Origin of the sequence: Bartonella sp. W8151 (assembly GCF_016100385.1) — a bacterium.
Classification (GTDB): Bacteria; Pseudomonadota; Alphaproteobacteria; order Rhizobiales; family Rhizobiaceae; genus Bartonella; species Bartonella apis.
This window is the reverse complement of record NZ_JACFSO010000002.1, coordinates 118,877-139,046: the sequence shown is the minus strand read 5'-3', so window position 1 is coordinate 139,046 and position 20,170 is coordinate 118,877. Positions and strand designations below refer to the sequence as shown.

Below are 20,170 nucleotides of genomic sequence, written 5' to 3'. Positions count from 1 at the left end.
CCACTTTCGGCAGATAAAAGCGCTTTCTCTACCGTCGGGGATGCGGGTCTTGGCCCATGAAAAGACAAGGAATTGTAATGCGCTCTTCTACTAAACACATCCGCCTGCCAAAGGCTTTGTTGAATGCGACTTCGCGCATTGTGCTTATAAGTGTGGCTCTTTCGGGTATGACAATGCAAGCGGTGATAGCTGAAGAGCTTACCTATGACGGCACTGACCCTAGCGTTTTAACCGCGGATCCGACCGATATAAACGCTTCCCGCATGAGCCTTCTCCCGCGCACGGGTGATGAAACCAATATAATGACCGTTAAAGGGGCAGTCGCAGGGCAAAGAACGTTTTGGCAAAACACTGTTTCTCCTTATAATGTCTACGGCTTTGCTTCTGTGCAAGATAATGTCACAGGCAATAATGGCATTGACGGCGCCTCTAACACAGGGGCGACCGTGTCGGTCAAAGATGTCGAATATGACTGGAGCGGTGCCGGAAACAAAGCAACAAATGCCGAACAAGCCGGTCGACTTGGTGGCATGGGAGGCGGCTCGATTTTTGGTGGCCTCAGTGCAGGCGCCCCGGGGAGTACCGCCTATGATGGTACAAATGTGGCCTTGGGAGGAAATGGCGGCTACATCAAGGGCGTTCATGTTAGCCTTGATAATGTCGCCATTCATGGAGCCGATGCGGGTGAGGGAAATAGTTCATCCGGGGACATCCATCGTGGAAGCACTGTTGGCGGCATGGGGGGTGGTTCGGTTTTTGGCGCTATCAGTGTCGGTGGTGCCGGAGCCTGGTCAACACGTTCAACCGCCGATGGTTCAAATGGTGGCAGCGGAGGCGACATAAGCGGCAATTATGTTACTTTGAAAAAAACCGACCTTTATGGTGGCAAAGGCGGCAATGGTGGTTCGAAAGCCGGTGGAAGTGTCGCCGGCTTTGGCGGTGCAAGTGTGTTGGGCGGTGTTTCTATCGGCGGGGCCGGCGGCATCAGTTATAACGGAACCCAACATAATAGTCAGGGTGGTTCAACGGGTGTCATCTCCGATAACCACGTTATTTTAACAGATGTAACTTTGACCGGAGCCGATGGCGGTAATGGCGGCTCGACCATTAGCGATAACGGGAGTGGCGGAACGGCTGGTTTCGGCGGCGGTATAATCGGAGGCGGTCTGGCAATTGCCGGCGGGGGTGGTTTTGCCGGAGGTAGCGGCGCCTTGAATTCTGATGGCGGTCATAGTGGCGCCATCCATGACAACGAACTCATCCTGACCCATGTAACAATCACAGGCGGAAATGCCGGTAAAGGCGGTGATGGCGCACCCAATAGTGGCGGTGGCGTTGGCGGCATGGGCGGTGGTCTGATTTTTGGCGGCATGACCATCGGTGGTGCCGGTGGCTCCGGCTATGCGGCTGAAACGTCGAGCGGTAATGGAGGCATTGCCGATTATGTAAAATCCAATAGCATTACATTGGTTGATGTAACAATTGACGGAGGCACTGGCGGCGCTGGCGGCTCGAGCACAACAAGTGGTGGTGGTGCCGGCGGCGCTGGCGGCGGTACGGTCTTTGGCGGTCTTTCCATGGGGGGGGCCGGTGGTGTCGGTGACGCAGCATTAAACACAGAAAATAGCGAGAGTAGAGGCGGTAATGGCGGCGCGAGCGGAGTTGTCAGCAACAATATTATTTCTCTCGATCACACAACACTGAATGGTGGTATTGGCGGCACAGGCGGTCAGGGTGGTGGCATTGGCGGCATAGGCGGCGGCAGTGTTATTGGCGGTTTAAGTACCGGTGGCGGCGGTGGCAACGGTTCGAATTCAAAAAAATATAATGGCAATGGCGGCAATAGCGGCGATGTCATCAATAACCGGATAAAGATTGTCGATTCCACATTGAATGGCAATGCGGGTGGTACCGGTGGGTCAATCTCCCATACGATTACAATCTTGGACGAAGAAGGCGACAAGAGCGTCAGTATGGGGGGAAGCGGTGCCGGCGGAACTGGCGGCGGCAGCGTTTTTGGCGGGATCAGCCTTGGTGGCGCCGGTGGCTATGGTTCGCAAGGGGGATTGATAAATGGCGTTGGTGGCAATGCCGGTACTGTGAGTGGCAATATCATTATCCTTGAACGGGTAGAACTTCACGGTGGTGCTGGCGGCGCTGCCGGAAAAATCGAAGGCGAAAACAATAGCAATGAAGGGTCCGGCATTCGCGGTTCGGACGGCGGAAGTATCTATGGTGGTGCAAGTGTCGGTGGCGCTGGCGGAATAGGATATGACGCAACACAAACCAATGGGAATGGTGGCAAAGGTGGCAATGTCACCAATAACCGTATCAGTTTGACCGACGTGACACTTTATGGCACGAAAACAACCCCTAATGGCGAAAATAAATCCGGGGTTTATGGCGGCGTCAGCATTGGCGGAGACGGCGGCTTTGGCGACATTAGCCAGAGCGTTGACAAAAACGGTGGCAAGGGTGGCGATGCCGGCGATGTCAGTGGCAATAGAATTGAGCTTTCCGGAAAATCCGCAATCAATAAAGATATTTATGGCGGTCTTTCACAAGGTGGAAAAGCCGGTACGCACTTTAACGACAAAAATCAGCTCATCAACAGCGAGGTCGGGTTCGGCGGCAATGCCAACCACAATAGTGTAACCCTTAACGGCGACCAGATTGTCATTGGCGAACGCGATGAGAGAGGAAACGTCACCGAATATGGCTCGATCTGGGGTGGTCGCAGCCTTAATGGTGATGGTCAAGACAGCCTTACAGCCGATGTTTTTTCCGGCAACACTCTCAATCTCAACGGTTACCGCGGAACCGTTGCCGGTATCCATAATTTTGAAAATTATAACTGGACTTTGCCGGCGGATGTAAAAAATGGCGATACGCTGATAAAAATTGCCGATGGCGGTACACCGGTTGATTTAACCAATACCAAACACACTATTGCCGGTCTTGACCCGAATGGTCCGCGATTTATGGCTGGCGATATGGTGACCATGATCGATAAATCCGGCGGCAACTGGACACCGACAGCCTATACACTCAAACAAGGGCAATTTATCTTTTACGATACCACACTCAAGCAAAAGCAGGCTGGCGATAACACCGCTTTCGTTCTGCAATTTAGCCAGAAAACCGACAATACTCCCGGTCATGATCATACCGGTGGCAATGATCATAACGGGGACAATACCGGTGGCGGCGATCACAACGGTGGCAATACCGGCAGTGGTGGAGATAATAACGGCGGCAACACCGGTGGTGGAGATAATAACGGTGGCAGCAATAATACCGGAGGCAATGGCGCCGAGAGTAACGGCGGAAATAATCAAGGCACAGGAAACAACAATCCGGATCAGTCGGCGGCACAATTAAACCCGCAGTCAAAAACCTATGCGGAAGGGCGTGCAGCAAACCTCGCCTTTGTTTCGCAAGGCTCCGATGTTATTGCAAACAGCATGGGCACAATCGCCGGCCTCGCAGAAAGGACGGATGCCCGCTTCGATCATCCGCTTTATGTTCCCTTTATCATCACCGGCGGTTCTTCATCCCGTTATCAAACCGGAAGTCATGTCAGCGTTGACGGTTTCAATATGATTGCCGGTCTCGCTTTCGGCTTTAACCTTGAAAGTGGTCATAAAGTCACGACCGGCGCATTTTTTGAATATGGCCGCGGCACTTATGACACCTATAACAGCTTCGACCGTTTCGCTTCCGTTCATGGTGATGGCGATAGCGATTATAAGGGCGGTGGCATTCTTGCCCGTATCGAATTTGCCGGCACCGGCCTTGGGTTGGTCAAAAACTTGAGACCCGACGAGACTGACGGGCTTTATCTTGATGCATCCTTGCGTTTTGGCCAGTCGGATGGAAAGTTTACTGCCGGTCGAAAATTCGGTCTTGAAGAACAGGTGGTCAACTATCACGGTTCTTATGACAGCACGGTCGACTATTTCGGTGGCCATGTCACAGGCGGCTATGTGTTCAACTTTGATGATAAACGTGCCCTTGATATCTATGGCCGCTATTTATGGACACGCATGGAAAGCGACACGGTCAAGATCGACGCTGAACAATTGCATTTTGACAGGTCCATTAGTTCACGCATGGAGCTCGGCACACGTTACTCCTATCAATATAATGACTGGTTCAAGCCTTATATTGGCGCAACCTATGATTACGAGTTTGACGGCGATGTCGGTGCAAAAGCTTATGAATTCGATTTGAACAAACCGTCACTTGAAGGCTCGACCGGCATTTTTGAAGCCGGCTTCAAGTTGAACCCGTTGAGAGACAACAAGGCCTTGACAATCAATGTTGATGGTCAGGGTTATGTCGGCGCCCGCCAAGGTGGCGGTGGCGGCGTCAAACTCAAATACGAGTTCTGATAAAACACGCTTTGGCAGAGCCGTGCATTCTGCTTTGAATGCGCTTCAATCTCAAAAAGACAGGCTTTGCCAAATTGATTTTAACAGACAGCAAATTCTTGTCTTATAGATTTTGACCGGTAACGAATTAAGGCCTTACGAAAAAACACTCCGCAAGGCCTTTTATGTTTGAAACAAAATCAACACAAACGGCGGCAAACGTGGAAAACACGAAAACCGATGGATGCATAAAGCTTTGAGCTATTCAAAGCCTATGCTAGACCAATGAAGCTTCTCTCGGATTGCATCTTAAAACTCGGAACGTAAAACCGTTCCGTTCAATTATCCGGACAGGGTCGTTTCGTTTGAACGTCAAGGCGGAATTATCCGGTTAAAAGACGAAGGAGATCACGCCAATGAACCACCGCTTTTTTATACTTATCCTGACCTTTCGATTGCTTGATAACATCCCGCCTCTACCCGACAATTAAACCGGAAAATACACAACAGAGCATGAGACAATCAAAACAATTACAACTTCTGCTAATGAAGACATGAAACCGGCTCACACGGTAAATTTGAAGCCCATTCTGTTTTCCGCATAAAAATCCGATTTTATCTTTTTATATTCCGGATCACCGTAAAGATCAGGCATTTCCCGACCAGCGAGAAAAGCAATAGAACTTTCGTTAGACATGCGAATATAGAAAGCTTTCAACTTTTTATAGAGACTGTTTCCGATGTCATAATCCTTGGCAATAACACCATCGCTTCGAGCATAGTTCTCGTAAATGACAACCGCATTCGCGCGCCTTTTTGCCCATTGAAACGTCTGCTTTTCTAAAGGACCAGCTTGATCTTCAAACTTTATCAACGCCTCGAAACCAGCTCTATGACTACCAGTCGCCTGATAAACCCTCGTATATTCATCCATGCCCATCTCATAAATGAAGAACTCTGCTGTGTCCTGCTGGTCTTCCGTGTAAAGTCCATCTTTATTGGCCATGATTTCAGCAAGTTGATTGCGCGAAAGCCCTTTAAAACTCTCGGCATCATCTGTCACGTTAATACGGGCAGGTTGAAACTTTTCGGCCGTAACCGAGTTTGCTGCATCTGTTCCCTTACCTGTGGACGTTGTAGTCGTATTCTGATTGGAAAATTGATTAATGCCATAAGCGGAATAGGATGTGTTTATCATTTTACTCACCTCTTATGCACCACCCCACCTGATGCATAAATAAAGGGGGAAATGACAGCCATCATGTCTGCCTTTATGGACCCGATTGACATTATTCATTAATGCCATTTTGAAATATATTATATTTCACATATAAATTCAAATAATAAAAGAATATCGTTATGTTATCATATATATTATTGATGATATTATCTATTTAAAACTGTAAACCTCTATAACCAGATTGTGATATTACTAGCATAAATGTTCAACAAATTCGTCAATTTTATTCGTCTGATTGAACGCTTTACGCTTTCGAAAGCCTAATACCGTTTTTTATTTTTTACAGAAACAGAAATATTATTTCTGATTGAACTTAACGATCTTTCGCACATAGCTAAAAAATTTCCGCACGATTTCTCATGAATAAAAAACCGGCGAGCCGTGCTTGCAAGCTTTACAAAAACACTATTCTGCCAAGTTTTCCTAATCCCCGAACGTCACTTCCTAAAAAAACAGAAAGTGAGAAAACCGGAATTGAAAGCACTATAGATGCACATAACGGAAAGACATAGAAGACAGGATTCGTGATCAGAAATTTGCAGCAGGCTATTTTTTAAAAAGCGTGATGCCGCTTTATTCACCGGTTAAAGCTCTTCTCATTTTCCTGCCGATCAGATAAAACGTTAGAAAATGATTTCCCGATGATGATAGACAGGAGAAAACGATGCGTTTGGCTGTGGTTGGTGCCGATGGTAGAATGGGAAGAGAGCTTCTTTCAGCAATCGGGCGGATTGACGGTGTCGAGCTTCAAGGTGCCATTGTCAAATCGGACTCTCCGTTCATCGGTAAGGATGCCGGCCTTCTTATCGGTCAGGCAAATCTTGGCGTCACCATTACCGATGATCCTTTGCCGGTTTTTGCAAAAGTCGAAGGTGTGCTTGATTTTACCAGTCCGGTCGCAAGTGTGCTTTATGCAGGCTATGCCGCGCAGGCACGCATTGTCCATGTTATCGGCACAACCGGTTTTTCCGAAGATGATGAAAAGAAAATCAAAGCGGCTGCCGCCCATGCAACAATTGTCAAATCGGGCAATATGAGCCTTGGCGTAAACCTGCTCGCAGGTCTGGTCAAAAGAGCCGCCAAGGCCTTGGATATGGAAGATTACGATATTGAAATTGCCGAAATGCACCACCGCAAAAAGGTTGATGCCCCTTCCGGCACAGCGCTGCTTTTAGGCAAGGCAGCCGCAGAGGCCCGCAATCAGAATTTGGCAGAAGTGAGTGTGCGCGGGCGTGACGGGCATACTGGCGAAAGAAAAACCGGCACAATCGGCTTTTCGTCTTTGCGCGGTGGCACTGTGGTCGGCGACCATTCGGTGATTTTTGCCGGCGATAACGAGCGCATTGTTCTTTCGCATCTTGCACAGGACCGTTCGATTTTCGCCGATGGTGCAGTGAAAGCTGCACTCTGGGCGCACAAACAAAAGCATGGACTTTATTCCATGTCCGATGTTTTGGGCCTTAATGATTAATTGACTTGAGTAAACCCCTATCAAGGAGGAAAGAATGTCGCGAATATTGGTTTTGGTTCGACACGGACAAAGCGAGTGGAACCTGAAAAATCTCTTTACCGGATGGAAAGATCCCGATCTTTCTGAAAAAGGATTGGAAGAAGCAATCTCTGCCGGAAAAAAGTTGAAGGCAGCAGGATTGAAGTTCGACATTGCCTTCACATCCGCTCTGCAACGTGCACAACATACCTGCCAGCACATTCTGGATGAAATGGGGCAGCCAAAGCTTGAAACAATCAAAAATCTGGCTTTGAACGAGCGTGACTATGGCGACCTTTCCGGCCTCAACAAAGATGACGCCCGCAAGAAATGGGGCGAAGAGCAGGTTCACATCTGGCGCCGTTCTTACGATGTTCCACCTCCGGGCGGCGAAAGCTTGCGCGATACAGGTGCACGCGTTTGGCCCTATTACCTTCACAACATCCTGCCGCATGTATTGCGGGAAGAAACGGTTCTCGTTGCAGCCCACGGCAATTCATTGCGCGCACTCATCATGGCATTGGAAGGCTTGAGCGGCGAAGAAATCGTCAAACGCGAGCTCGCAACAGGTGTTCCGATGATTTACGAACTCAATGCCGATTCAACCATCGCTTCCAAAAAAGTGCTGGAATAGATCGACCTCAATTTAAACTTAAGCCATGCCGGAACAAATCTGCTCCGGCATTTTTTATGATCGCTGCTTTCTATCAGCCAGTATTGTGAAAATTGGTAGGTAAAACCTGAAGCCATAAATTTTGAAGCTGAGGCACGCAAAAATGCAACGCGCAATATTAAAGACAATACGGCGTTGAAAAGGTCAAGACAGCACCGCCCGACATGATACTACACGACATTAAACTGTCCCACATTGCGAACTGAAAAACTACGTCATTTCCGTTCCGGCTGAATTTTCATCAATCGACGAAAGTGTCTTCGAGATAAATTTTATGTTGGCTTGTGGGCTAAACAAAATTCGGGTTGACAGTTAAAGATTGCCAGCTTAGATGGAACGCAATGCCCAGATGGCGGAATTGGTAGACGCGCAGGTTTCAGGTATCTGTGCTGCAAGGCGTGGAGGTTCGAGTCCTCTTCTGGGCACCAAAATATTCCGAAAAATATAATAAAAACGATAAGTTAAGAAAATATATTTTATTTCCGTCCACCCTACAGCCCACTTTTCGGCCGTTGCTTATAAGATATTGAATAAGTAAATTAGCCCCATTGAAAAAATTTTTTATGCCGTGAGTTGGATAAGATTGGTTCTTTAACATGACATTTTGAATAGATATTATGCACTTTGGTTGTATCAAATGTCTTTCTCGTCACCTTCCCCTCTTATTACGATCAATTCTTATAAAAACTTTTAGCAAAAGATCAACGCCAGTATAATTGCTAATTATATTCATTTTTCAAATCCTTTTAACACCCCTCTATCTATTCTGGAGGTGGGATCACCATTATGACAGGCGACATGATGATGATTTTTTTGTCAGCGTCATAATCCTTCATAAAAAAAAGTCCCGCAAATTTTCTTCGTCCCCCATGGAAATCTTGATTTGCGGTGCATGAACAAATAAATCTCGGATCGTAAGGACAAATGATCTTAAATTCTCCGTGTTTTATATAGATATAAGGGCTTTTATTGATATCAAACCTTTCGATCAAAGATCGATCGAAATTGTGCCGGTCTTTAGCTCCATTTTTTGTATAAAACATTTCATTTATAGAAAACGTTGTTCCAATTAAGTAATCTGAAAATATTATAGATTTATTATACGGAGCAGAAACAATATCTAAACTTTTTATTATTTTATAAATACCATCATCTTCTTCAAATGATCTATCGTCTAGAGGATGTTTATTAAGATTATTAAGATATTCATCATCTTTGTCTTTTTTTACATATGCGCGCAACCGGTCTAAGTTCACATACTGAACATAGGCCATTTTTTTAAAAAAACTGGGCGTCTCCCTATGGATATTACTTTTTTCCAGCGCATTTGCGGCGCGCTGCTCCGCAGTTTTCTTCCAGTAATGTAATTCTTCTCGTGTATAAACGCTATCATTTTCATCGATTTTACGTGCACAATCTTGGCATAGCCAAATACCGTTATCAATCGAAGATCTTTCTTCAGGCGTTTGTTTACTATCGTATCGCGGTCCTCTAGGAGAGGCCGCAGCTATATGCGCAGCTATACCAACGGATCGACTTTTATCTTTCGTGCGTTCTTCCGGGCCAATAGTTGGCCGAGCACAAGAAGGATTTGAACATAAATAACCAACTCGCTCTGCAAGAGTACGCTTCACTTGTGCTGAAAAATCGTCTCTTCGGTTGCTCATATTTAAATATCCAGCTTTGGCAAATTGTGAACAATTTTCATCGTTTCCAATGAAACTGTGATAACTCTTAATAATAGCTCCAGCGGATAGGCAGGGTTATGCATGGTCTCTATTGCCCAGTCATTGGCATCATTAACAATACCGCTGGGTTTATCTGTCTTGACTCCCTGACGCTCTACCACCCAATCAATGGCAGATTTGCCATTGACGATATAATCATAAGCTTCCAAAGGAATATCTTTGATGGTGATCTTGTCATTATAGATAATTGTTGAAAGATCTTTATCCTTACCATTGCGACCATATTTCATTTTTTGAACATAATAGTCGGAATCTTGCAAATTTTTATTTTTGGTGATGATATTGGCAGGGTATTTCTCAACTGTTTCATAATTCAAATGTAAATCTGCCAAAGCACGGCCAGCCTGTGAAAATGCCTTGAAGTCATCAAACTTTTTAACCGCCGGTATGCGCGGCAATTCTTTCATCAGATTATCAGCAAAGCGGGTGCGGTAATCCTCAGAATGCAACAACCCATAAATATAATAAAAAAGGTCTTCCTTGCTGATGGTATTGTCTTGATAAGCCTTTTGGAAATGTTGCAAGCCCGCATCTGTTATCGCATCGCGGCGCTTTAATTTTGGCTTATCATCATCGGCAAACAAGCCTTCTCCCGCCGACTCTTGCTCATAAAGATACATCGGAAAGCATTGACCTTTCTCTATAGCATCCAGACATGTAATTTTATTAGATATAAAAGACGAAAAAGCACTTATAGCACCGATGCCTGAAACACAAATAACGGTATTTTCTGATTCCGCATTAGGAAAAATAAGAGGAATTTTGTATATACTGTTATTAAACAATTTATCAAAATATAAAAATTCTTTAGTAAATGGCCTATACAGGCTAGATTTAATTTTATCTACTGAATAAATCCCCTTAACTTGTTTCCTAAATGCATCTTTTAAATCACCTGACCAGCTTATTTTTGTTGTGTCGAGATTAATAAAATCATCTATTTTCAATTCTTTAATATTTGAATTATTGAAACGGTTAATTTCAGAATTATAAAAATCAATCATGCTTTGCATGTTATTTGACAGTTTGCTTTTAGAAAAATTATAAGCCCAAGCATCTCGGTTCGTTTTCACACCGGAAGAATAATTATCAAAAATGGTAATGCTTGTTTTGACTTTTTTATCGCCAATAGCGATAAATTCATTAAAGCTATCATCACGTTGGTTAACCCAGTCATTATGAGCATCGGGGATGATGAGTTGCCATTGGCCTTTTAAACCTGAGATGGATGTAAGATCGGCGAGTTTTTCAAGCTTTTGCTCGGTGGTGAGATAGTCGCCGATATCATGAAAGAAAATCTTTCCATGCTGCTTGGAAGCAGGGTTTTTCACTAATATAGAAATGGCAATCGGCGCGCGGGAACCTGAACCAAAGATTTTCCCACCTTCTTTGCGGGAACGCTCACCGGACGTACGCTGGTTACCACGTAAATGGAAAATATAAATATTGGAAAACTCTTCTGCCAAACATTTTCGCAAGCCGTCTGCCGATGAAGATTCGACATAACCGGCATTTGTGACAAAACCGATGACGCCAGCTTCGCCAATCCGGTCTGAAGCCCAACGAATTGCACGAATATAGCTGTCATATAACGACGTTCTTAATTTAGCATTTGAAAATTTCTCATAAGTGTCGGCAATGCGCTGATCTAATTTCAAATATGATAAGTTTTGATTATTATCATTCTCACTTTTTTGCCCTACCGAATAAGGCGGGTTGCCGACAATAACTTTGATATCCAAGGCCATCTGGTCTTTGCGACGCTGGCTGTTATCAACCAAAATGTTGTCAATCAAGTCATCTTTTTCGCTCATCTGGAATGTGTCGGTGAGCAAAATACCGGGGAAAGGCTCATAGTCTCCCCCTACAAGAGCATGGTAGGCCGATTCAATATTGACGGCAGCAATATAATAAGCAAGCAGCACCAGTTCATTGGCATGAAGTTGGTGTTTATAAACGCGCGGCAAATCTTTCTTTGTAATCAACCCGCTTTGCATCAACCTTGTAATAAAGGTGCCTGTGCCAGTGAAAGGGTCCAGAATATGCACGCCCTCGCTACCCAAGCTCTGGTTGAATTCAGCTTTTAGCACATCATTGACGCTGTGCAGGATAAAGTCCACCACCTCGACCGGCGTATAGACAATACCCAGTCGCTCGGTCATTTTTGGGAACGCGTTACGGAAAAACTTGTCATAAAGTTCAACAACCAATTTCTGGCGGCCTTCTGCCGAGTTGATACCCCCGGCACGCATGGCGACCCTGTGATAGAATTTATTCAGGCTTTCCGATTCTTTATTAATGTTGAATTCATTAAGCACATCCAAAACTTTCTGGATCGCTTGCGAAATCGGGTTATGAGCTGCGAAACTATAGTCAGAAAACAAGGCATCAAAAACCGGTTTGGTGATGAGATGTTGTGCCAACATTTCGATGATCTCGTCATCGGTAAGAGCATCATTCAAATCATCTTTCAATTCGGCGGAAAATTCCTTGAATGTTGCAATGGCCTTGGTGTTTTCAGTATTTTCTAAAATGGCCTTGATGCGGTCGATGTGAGTGCGGGCTATCTTGGCAATCTCATCGGTGAACTCTTCCCATTGGTGTCGATTACCGACCTTTTCAACTACTTTAGCTATGATAGCCCTTTCAAACTCTGTTACCTCAAAAACAAATTCGCCTTGATGTTCCACTGCCGCACCTGAAGCGGGTTGGGCTTTACCTAAATTATATTGGCGCTTTGCAAGACCTGTTGCTTCTTTCATTACTTTTTTACGTCTCTTACCAAGATCGGTAACAGCAATGACTTCCATTTTTTGCGGATCAACACCGTTTAAAGCTATTTTATTGATCATCGCATCGAATTGATCGTCATGCGAACGTAGTGCCTGCAAAACCTGCCAGACGACCTTGTAGGTTTTGTTATCATTCAGGGCTTCATGCGGTTCTACACCCGAAGGGATAACCACCGGCAGGACGATATAACCACGGGTTTTACCTGGCGCATTGCGCATAACACGCCCGACCGATTGCACCACATCAACCTGACTATTGCGTGCAGTTAAAAACAAAACCGCATCCAGGGCTGGCACATCCACGCCTTCAGACAGACAGCGCACATTTGACAAAATGCGGCACGTGTCTTTGGGAGCCGGTGATCTAAGCCACTGGATTTTTTCTTCCTTTTCACTGGCGTTCATGCCGCCATCAACATGGCGCGCCTCGCAATGCAGCTTAACGGACGTTTCTTCCTCATCAGTTGCGGTGCGCTGGTATTCTTCCACCACCGCCTGAAACATGCTCGCAATCTGGAGGGAGCCAACCTTATTGCTTTTTTTCCGGTCAATCACCTGACAAAAGGCAACAGCGCGTTGCATCGGGCTGACATCACCGTGAAGACTCTCACTCGAATCCTGTTTCGACAGCGCCTTCCAACAGCCGATAATCTTGGTCGCATCATCCACTCGCAATTCGTTATTCTCGTCTTTGAGAAGATTTTGCAAACGGCGGTTGATCAGGCGTTCTTCAACTGACAACAAAATCACCTTGTAATCTACCAAAAGGCCGCGCTCTACTGCTTCCGAAAAAGTCAAAACATATAGGTCTTTGCCATAAAAGTCCGGATCATCCATAGAATAGACCTTAAGATCACGATCCTCGGCTTTAAGTTTGTCATCATCCCGATAGATGATAGGCGTAGCGGTCATATAAAGACGTTTTGCTGCTTTAATAAAATCGTTAAAATGAACGCGAACAAAAGCACTTTCTTCCTCACCTCCATAGGTTTGGCCAGTTGTGCGGTGCGCCTCGTCACAGATGACAAGATCAAAAGCAGGCAAGTCATATTTTTTTTGCGCTTGCGAAATGACATCAATAGATTGATAGGTCGAGAAAATCACACTCATGGCGTTTTCTTCGTGCCAAGCAATCATCTCCTCGGCCAGTCTCTTGGCATCGGTCGTGGCAGGATATTGCAGCTCGTGCACAAAGGTCTGCACACTGTCATCGTCGTTTCTATCGCGTTTTTTACCGACCTCTGCATCCGAACAAACAGCAAAGCTATGCAATTTGGTTTCGCTCTGTTGTGTCCATTCCGTCAATGTCTGGCTTAATAAGGCAAGGCTTGGCACAAGAAACAAGACCCGTTTGCCTTTGCCTGCCTGTGCCTCTGCAATTTTAAGACTGGTGAAAGTTTTACCTGTACCACAAGCCATAAAAAGCTTGCCACGATCGGCCGTCTCAAAACCTTTCAGCACATTTTTTACAGCTGTTTCTTGATGCGGCCTTAACTTTTTCTTGTCGTGAATGACAAGTGCTTTATCCCGTGCATATTTTTCCCAATCGATAACACTTTGTTCAAGAGCTGCGAGATCAATTTTGCTGACGGGAATTTGCTGGTTTTCCAGCATCGCCTCGGCGTTATTACCCCAATGATTGGTTGTGCAGATGATAAAGCGGTTTACAAAAGGTCTTTGACCGGATGCCGCCATAAAGCTGTCTATATCTTTTTTCTCAATTCTATGGTCCGGGGCATAAAATTTGCACTGTATAGCATGAAGTTCACCCTTTTTGGTTTGGGCTACAAGATCAATCCCCTTGTCTGTCCCATCTTTGCCATGTGACACCGCCCAATCTCTAAACGTCCATACCTGTGAATAAAGATCAGCATAAAAAGGTTCGTGTTTCAGATAAGCTACGATCAACTCTTCAAAATAGGTGCCTTTTTCACGCTCGGACGCCGCAGCATTGCGAAAACGGTTTAAGACCTTTTCAAGGGATGTCTGTTCTAGTACCTCGCTCATGCTATTGCCTCCGCTATAACGTACGCAGCCTTTGACTGATTTATGTACAAAAGTCATACCTTAATCATCAGAAATGAAAAGGCACTTTCATTAAAATGATGTTTTTTAGTGTGCGAAAGCTATGGGGCCATCATTAAATTGAAATTTTTACGGTATTGCTCCGCACCCGTTTTAGCTGGTAAAAGCCAGTGCCTTTGGCACGCTACCACCAGAAGACAGATAGAAAATCAAAATAATCAAACACCAATAAAAAAGATACGCATGAACCCCATGCCGGTTTAGGCTTCCATAAGGTTCACGACTTTAGCCCTCCCCCCACAACTCTTTATTTTTTACCGGCTTTTGAAAAAATAATCATCAAAACCAAAGCCTTACATATGACCATTTTTTAATAAATGGCTGCTTGCGGGCTACCTGTCCCAACAGGTTTCGGCTTCAGGTTTTTGAGATTCTTGCCCTCATGTATTTTTAACAAACTTAACGTTACTTAACGGACTTTTTGTCAAGTTAATTCCTGAAAAAGATTGCAAAACCAGCGCACTGGTCGTTATAATTTTACAAACTATAAAAAGGCACGGATTGTGTACTTTCGTCTGTTTATTTGAAGACCGTGAAAATCAAACACAAATTAAAAAACTTCTCATGCTACAGCTCTTTGCCACTGGCATCACTACTTACCACCACCGCCCTACCATGCTTGCCGTATGCAATGCGTCCCGATTTACGCAATCGATCTTCTGCCTTGGCTGCACGAGTACCACCCCAGCCCAACACACGCATAGCCATCCCATATGACATGGCACCATGAAGCTGAAGAGCTTTGAGATAGGTCTCATCGTCATCCGGCTTGGCAATACCGTCATAAAGAGTTTCAAGATAAGGCAATGGCTGTTTAGGTCTGTTGAAGGTCTCGACATTCTTCAATAGAGTAAGGCTCTATGATTAAATCGCGCGTCAAAAAAGCCGGATTTGGATCCTGACGATTTTCCAGCTCATGCTTTACGGGCAGGTTATCTCAAAGAAACTACTCGAAAAGGAATATCACTTCCCGAAGCCATGCAGCAATCAGGCCATGAATCAGTGCAGCAGGCAGCACGTTATTATAATGTCAGTGAGCACAGATCAGGCTTAGCGGCGCGACTTATTGATTGATATAGACGGTCTTGCTTGTTTTACGTGATAGACGGCAACGATGTGAATGATTTGGTTGCCGTCAATCAGATAGCGTATTTCGTACCTTTTGCTGACGAGCATTCGCCTTACAGGTATTTTAGTTTGAAGCCCTTTATCAACCGGATTGCTTTCGGGGAAATTCTTTAAGCCTTCAACCGCATTAACAAGCGCGTCAACCAGTTGCTCCGCCCTTTTTGGACCTGAACCGGACGCTGATTTATCAGTGTATTTTATAAAATCGGTAATCGTATCAAGTTGGTGAAGAGCATACCTTTCCCATTGAATCGCTTTGATAACATGCATATTAAGAAATGGGATCTGGCCAAGGAAGAGGTTTATCTGTGAATTTGCTCAAGATGAAGCGCCGAACATCTTCATGCCTATACCTTTTGGCACCAGGTTTTTCCATTTCTTCCAGTGCCTTGAGCGTGTCAATGTCCATCTCAGCTTCGGTCCAACCTCGTTGAGTGACTTCTTCTAAGTCAAGTTCTAAGTCAGGTGTTTTAACGCTAGCGTGAGACATCGATTATCTTTCTAAGTGAATTCATCTTAACATATATGAACATGCAATAACGTGTCAAATGGTTGTCATCGGGTTATCATTTAGAGCTAAGACAAATCTCGCGAAGATCCGGATCATCAATCATGTAACAGTTACCTTCGCACGATGCGCGCTCGTCGGGGTCATCAATCATATAACAGTTACCGTCTGCCTGTGCCCTTACAATAAAGGTAACGCCAATGAGAACGATTGATATAATGATAGGGATATTTTCGATAAGTATTTTAATTTTCCGTTTCTTTCTCTTTCTGCAATATGAATATCACAAACGTTTTTTGTGCCTTGTCTTCTGACTTGATATGATCAGCATCGTCTGGACTTAAGCGGTTCTTATCGTCAACGACGTCCTTCGAGTTTCTTAAACTGATCACTTCGTTTGCTAGATCCTTGAAAATTTGATTAGGAAAAGGCCAGCTAATCTAGCTGGCCAGAAATTATCTTTTTTGATTTGTCGGTGAGCCATGATCTATGCTTCCGTAAACGTGATTGACCGGTGGATGAACACTGAGTGGTGAATAGATCACAACATGACTGTTATAGGTATTAGGCATTGTCCCATCACCGGAAGGGCCGAGTGTGCCACTTTCAATTTTATGGGCCTAGATCGGATACACTTCCAATTTCTCTTAGCTTCTTATCCTCTTTAGCCATCCCTGTACTTCCCTTCAAATGTCCAATTTAGACAAATTACAAGCGATTTTAATGTGATTTAGCCCCCCCCACATGCTCATAACTCACATTTGTAAAAGCTGTTTTGGCCAATATAGTCTTTCTTGGACTTATGGGCGTTTCCGTATTTTAAGATTGGCTCGCGGATCTTTATTCAGTCGCTTTAGTCGTTTAATATCCAGCGTACGACTGGTCGTTTTTATTTGCTTGTTTTTAAAACCAAAATACTCGTTAATTAACCAGCCTGGACCATTATAAATTTCTTCAAGATCGCCATTATGCTTTATCTTTAAGCCTAAATAATAATCCGGTACTCTTTCCTCCGTCACCCCCATATAAAAGATACTCTCTTGCATAGTTACACGAAGTTCTATTTTTGCTCCATGATTATCAGGATGCGTTGAAATGGCATTATGCTGTTGTTGTTTGGGGCTTAATATTTTTAAAAAATAATCAGCTTCTGCAAGTGTTTTACCAATATCCCCTAAAAGAACACCATCCAATGCGAAAGATCTTGCAGGATAAGCCTCTCGTAATTTATCACAGATTGCCAACAACTCTGCGATAGATTGTTTTAATATCGTTGGCGAAGATGCCATATCAAATCTCCAATTCCGGAAAGTTGCGAATAATTTTCATCGTTTCCAGAGAAACAGTAATAGTTCTTAATAATAATTCCAGTGGATAGGCAGGATTATGCATTGTCTCGCGTGCAAAGTCATTGGCATCATTGACAATTCCACTAGTTTTATCAATGCGTATACTTTGCCTTTCCATCACCCAGTCGATCGCGGTTTTATTGTTGACGATGTAGTCATAAGCGGCAAGTGGTATTCCGGTAAGGGTAATTTTGTCATTGTAATGAATGATCGAGCGGTCTTTGTTTTTGCCCCTCCCGCCATAGCACATTCTGGTTACATAAAAATCGGCCGCGCCAAGTTTTTTCTTTTTTGTTACAAGTTTGACCGGATATTTTTCAACGCTTTCATAGTTCACATGCAAATGCCCTAATGCGCGACCGGCGCTTGCAAAAGCCTTGAAGTCTTCAAGTGTTTTGACAGCGGGGATATGCGGCAATTCTTTAACGAGATTGTCGGAAAAACGGGCTCGATAGTCCGGTGAATGCAAAATCCCGTAAATATAATAGAACAGATCTTCTTTCGTGATGTGATTATCTGAATAGGCGGTTTGATAATATTTTAAAGCCTCATCGGTGATGGCATCAGAACGCTTGAGGCCACTCTGTTTGGCGCCCTCTTCTTCCCCTTCACGCGCATATTTTTTTTCATAAAAATATAGCGGGAAACATTGGCCATTATCTTCGAACTGGAAATCTGTAATCCTGTTTGACATGATAACTGAAAAACCACCGCGCTTGCCATTACCGGACACACAAATAGCAAGGTTTTCCGAAGCCCCCGTCGGAAATATTTCTTTCATCGAATAGGAACTGTGATTGAACCGCGGGGCGGTATAGTGCCATGACTTTGTAAACGGTCGGACGTTGGAAATTTCGGTCAAATCTTCCGAAAATGTTTCTTTGATCTGTTTTTTGAAACTTGCCTGCCAGTTACCACCACCCCAACTAAATTTTTTTACGTCTTTTTTGACGAAATCTTTCACATTGACAGCTTTGTTGGGAAAGCGTTGCCTGTAACGGGAATATCGGTCAATTTCCTGATTATAAAACTCTGTCATCCGCTGGACATTTTGCAAGAGCTTCGTTCTTGACGCGTTATAGACCCATGCATCCCGCCCCGAAACAACGCCGCTTGAATAGAGTTTGAAAATGGTAAGGCGCTGTATATTCTTTTTGTCACCCATTGCAGGAAAATTCCTGAAACACCCATTGCGTTGATTAAGCCAATCGTGATAGCTGTCGGGAACAATTTTTTTCCATTTATCTTTTAGACCGGCAATGCTTTTGAGCTTTTTAATTTTTCCAAGCTTTTGAGTAATGTCGAGATAATCGCCAATATCGTAGAAAAAAATCTGCCCCTTTTGTTTGGCAAAAGGATTTTTGACAAGAAGCGAAATGGCAACGGGAGCACGTGAACCGACGCCAAATATATTGCCTCCCTCTTTTTGTCGCAATGTGCCGGATGTGCGCGCATTGCCCCGCAAATGAAAAATGTAGATATTGGAAAATTCTTCGGCAAGACATTTGCGCATGCCATCGGCTGAAGCGGATTGAATAAAACCGGCATTGGTGACAAAGCCGATAATGCCACAATTGCCGATATAATCGGACGCCCAACGAATGGCACGAATGTAGCTGTCATAAGAAGAGCGCTTGCCACCTTTTGTCAGTGTCGAAGCAAGATAGGTTTCGGCAATCCTCCGGTCAATTTCCGGATATTTCTGATTGGCGGCATCATCATTGGCGCTCTCCTGCCCTGTCGAATAAGGCGGATTGCCAATAATAACCCGGATATCAGTCACATCACTCCTGTTCTCATAATTCAGCTGCTTATGCTCCTGTTGGCGGTCGTGGCTGTCGGCAGGTTTCACCAAACGGGATTTGTCTTTTTCACTGGTCACGAATGTATCGCAAAAATGGACACCGGAAAAAGCCCGATAGGGCGTGCCGTTTTTCACTTGATAGGCTGTTTCGATATTGATCTTGGCGATAAAATAAGCAAGTAAAACGACCTCATTGGCGCGAAGCTCGTTTTTATAAACGCGTTCTAAATCTTCTTCTTTGATCAACCCGCATTCGATCAGACGGGCAATAAAAATGCCTGTTCCGGTAAATGGATCAAGAATATGCACGCCATGACTTCCCCAAGAACAGTTGAATTCTGTTCGCAAAATGTCATCGACGCTGTGAAGAATGAAGTCCACAACTTCCACAGGCGTATAAACAATCCCTAAACGATCGGTCATCTTCGGAAAGGCTCTGCTGAAAAAGCGGTCATAAAGTTCGGCAATAAATTTTTGACGTGCTTCCGGTTTTTGTTCCAATCCTTTTGCGCGTTCTGCAACAGCTTGATAGAATTGTTCGAGGCTTTCCTTGTGCGAACTCTTGCGAATATCGTCGAAATTATTGAAAATTTTGCGCAGTGCTTTTCGTGACAGCGGGTTATGTTCAGCAGTACTGGAACTTGAAAATAAAATATCGAAAACGGGCTTGCTAACGAGATATTGTGCCAGCAGTTCAACAATATCATCCTTGTCAGGAGGGCTTTCAATGTCTTTGCCGAGAAACTCTGAAAACTCGTCGAAAACAGCACCTATATCCGCTTTGTTGGCATTTTTAAGACGTTCCGCAATTTGCCTGATGTCACTTTGTACTATCTTTGCTATATCACTTGCCCGTTCCTGCCAAAAACGGGCACTGGCAAACTTCGCCGCCGGCTTTGTGTTTTCCAAGAAATGCAACTTATCTCATCCCCGTTTTTTATGTTGCAAGGCTTTTGATCGCTGAAAACCGGCATAAATGAA

The 20,170-nt window shown here is 44.5% G+C and carries 11 protein-coding genes and 1 tRNA gene; 4 read left to right on the top strand and 8 right to left on the bottom strand.

What is annotated here, in order from left to right:
- Nucleotides 1-77: 77 nt before the first annotated feature.
- Complete coding sequence (locus H3V14_RS03560; RefSeq protein ID WP_198226669.1) at nt 78-4,394, top strand: autotransporter outer membrane beta-barrel domain-containing protein; 4,317 nt, start codon at nt 78-80, stop codon at nt 4,392-4,394.
- Between the two features lie 544 nt (nt 4,395-4,938).
- Here H3V14_RS03560 and H3V14_RS03555 read toward each other — a convergent pair.
- A complete protein-coding gene (locus H3V14_RS03555) occupies nt 4,939-5,571 on the bottom strand; it encodes a hypothetical protein (protein WP_198226667.1) in 633 nt (210 codons plus the stop codon).
- A 706-nt stretch (nt 5,572-6,277) separates the two neighbouring features.
- On the opposite strand from H3V14_RS03555, the gene dapB reads away from it, so the two are divergent.
- The 3 genes from dapB to H3V14_RS03540 all read left to right on the top strand — a co-directional run bounded on the left by dapB (nt 6,278) and on the right by H3V14_RS03540 (nt 8,203).
- Nucleotides 6,278-7,084 (top strand): 4-hydroxy-tetrahydrodipicolinate reductase, encoded by an 807-nt coding sequence (gene dapB, locus H3V14_RS03550; RefSeq protein WP_198226665.1) that lies wholly within the window; start codon nt 6,278-6,280, stop codon nt 7,082-7,084.
- A gap of 34 nt (nt 7,085-7,118) precedes the next feature.
- Nucleotides 7,119-7,736: a 2,3-bisphosphoglycerate-dependent phosphoglycerate mutase gene (locus H3V14_RS03545; RefSeq protein WP_198226663.1), complete on the top strand. Its 618-nt coding sequence runs from the start codon at nt 7,119-7,121 to the stop codon at nt 7,734-7,736.
- Between the two features lie 382 nt (nt 7,737-8,118).
- Nucleotides 8,119-8,203, top strand: a tRNA-Leu gene (locus H3V14_RS03540).
- 333 nt (nt 8,204-8,536) lie between these two features.
- Here the strand turns inward: H3V14_RS03540 and H3V14_RS03535 are convergent.
- The 7 genes from H3V14_RS03535 to H3V14_RS03505 all read right to left on the bottom strand — a co-directional run bounded on the left by H3V14_RS03535 (nt 8,537) and on the right by H3V14_RS03505 (nt 20,098).
- Nucleotides 8,537-9,442, bottom strand: coding sequence for a hypothetical protein (locus H3V14_RS03535; protein ID WP_198226661.1), 906 nt, complete (start codon nt 9,440-9,442; stop codon nt 8,537-8,539).
- Nucleotides 9,443-9,444: 2 nt separating this feature from the next.
- On the bottom strand, nt 9,445-14,322 hold the full coding sequence (locus H3V14_RS03530) for a type ISP restriction/modification enzyme (RefSeq protein ID WP_198226659.1): 4,878 nt from the start codon (nt 14,320-14,322) through the stop codon (nt 9,445-9,447).
- Between the two features lie 645 nt (nt 14,323-14,967).
- On the bottom strand, nt 14,968-15,246 hold the full coding sequence (locus tag H3V14_RS03525) for a hypothetical protein (protein ID WP_246784980.1): 279 nt from the start codon (nt 15,244-15,246) through the stop codon (nt 14,968-14,970).
- A gap of 204 nt (nt 15,247-15,450) precedes the next feature.
- Nucleotides 15,451-15,798 (bottom strand): type II toxin-antitoxin system RelE/ParE family toxin, encoded by a 348-nt coding sequence (locus H3V14_RS03520; protein WP_198226657.1) that lies wholly within the window; start codon nt 15,796-15,798, stop codon nt 15,451-15,453.
- A gap of 1 nt (nt 15,799) precedes the next feature.
- The gene (locus H3V14_RS03515) at nt 15,800-16,018 is read right to left on the bottom strand and encodes a hypothetical protein (RefSeq protein ID WP_198226655.1); all 219 of its coding nucleotides are present in this window, start codon (nt 16,016-16,018) and stop codon (nt 15,800-15,802) included.
- Nucleotides 16,019-16,836: 818 nt separating this feature from the next.
- A complete protein-coding gene (locus tag H3V14_RS03510; RefSeq protein WP_198226653.1) occupies nt 16,837-17,325 on the bottom strand; it encodes a hypothetical protein in 489 nt (162 codons plus the stop codon).
- Between the two features lies 1 nt (nt 17,326).
- Nucleotides 17,327-20,098: a DEAD/DEAH box helicase gene (locus tag H3V14_RS03505; protein ID WP_198226651.1), complete on the bottom strand. Its 2,772-nt coding sequence runs from the start codon at nt 20,096-20,098 to the stop codon at nt 17,327-17,329.
- Nucleotides 20,099-20,170: the final 72 nt, after the last annotated feature.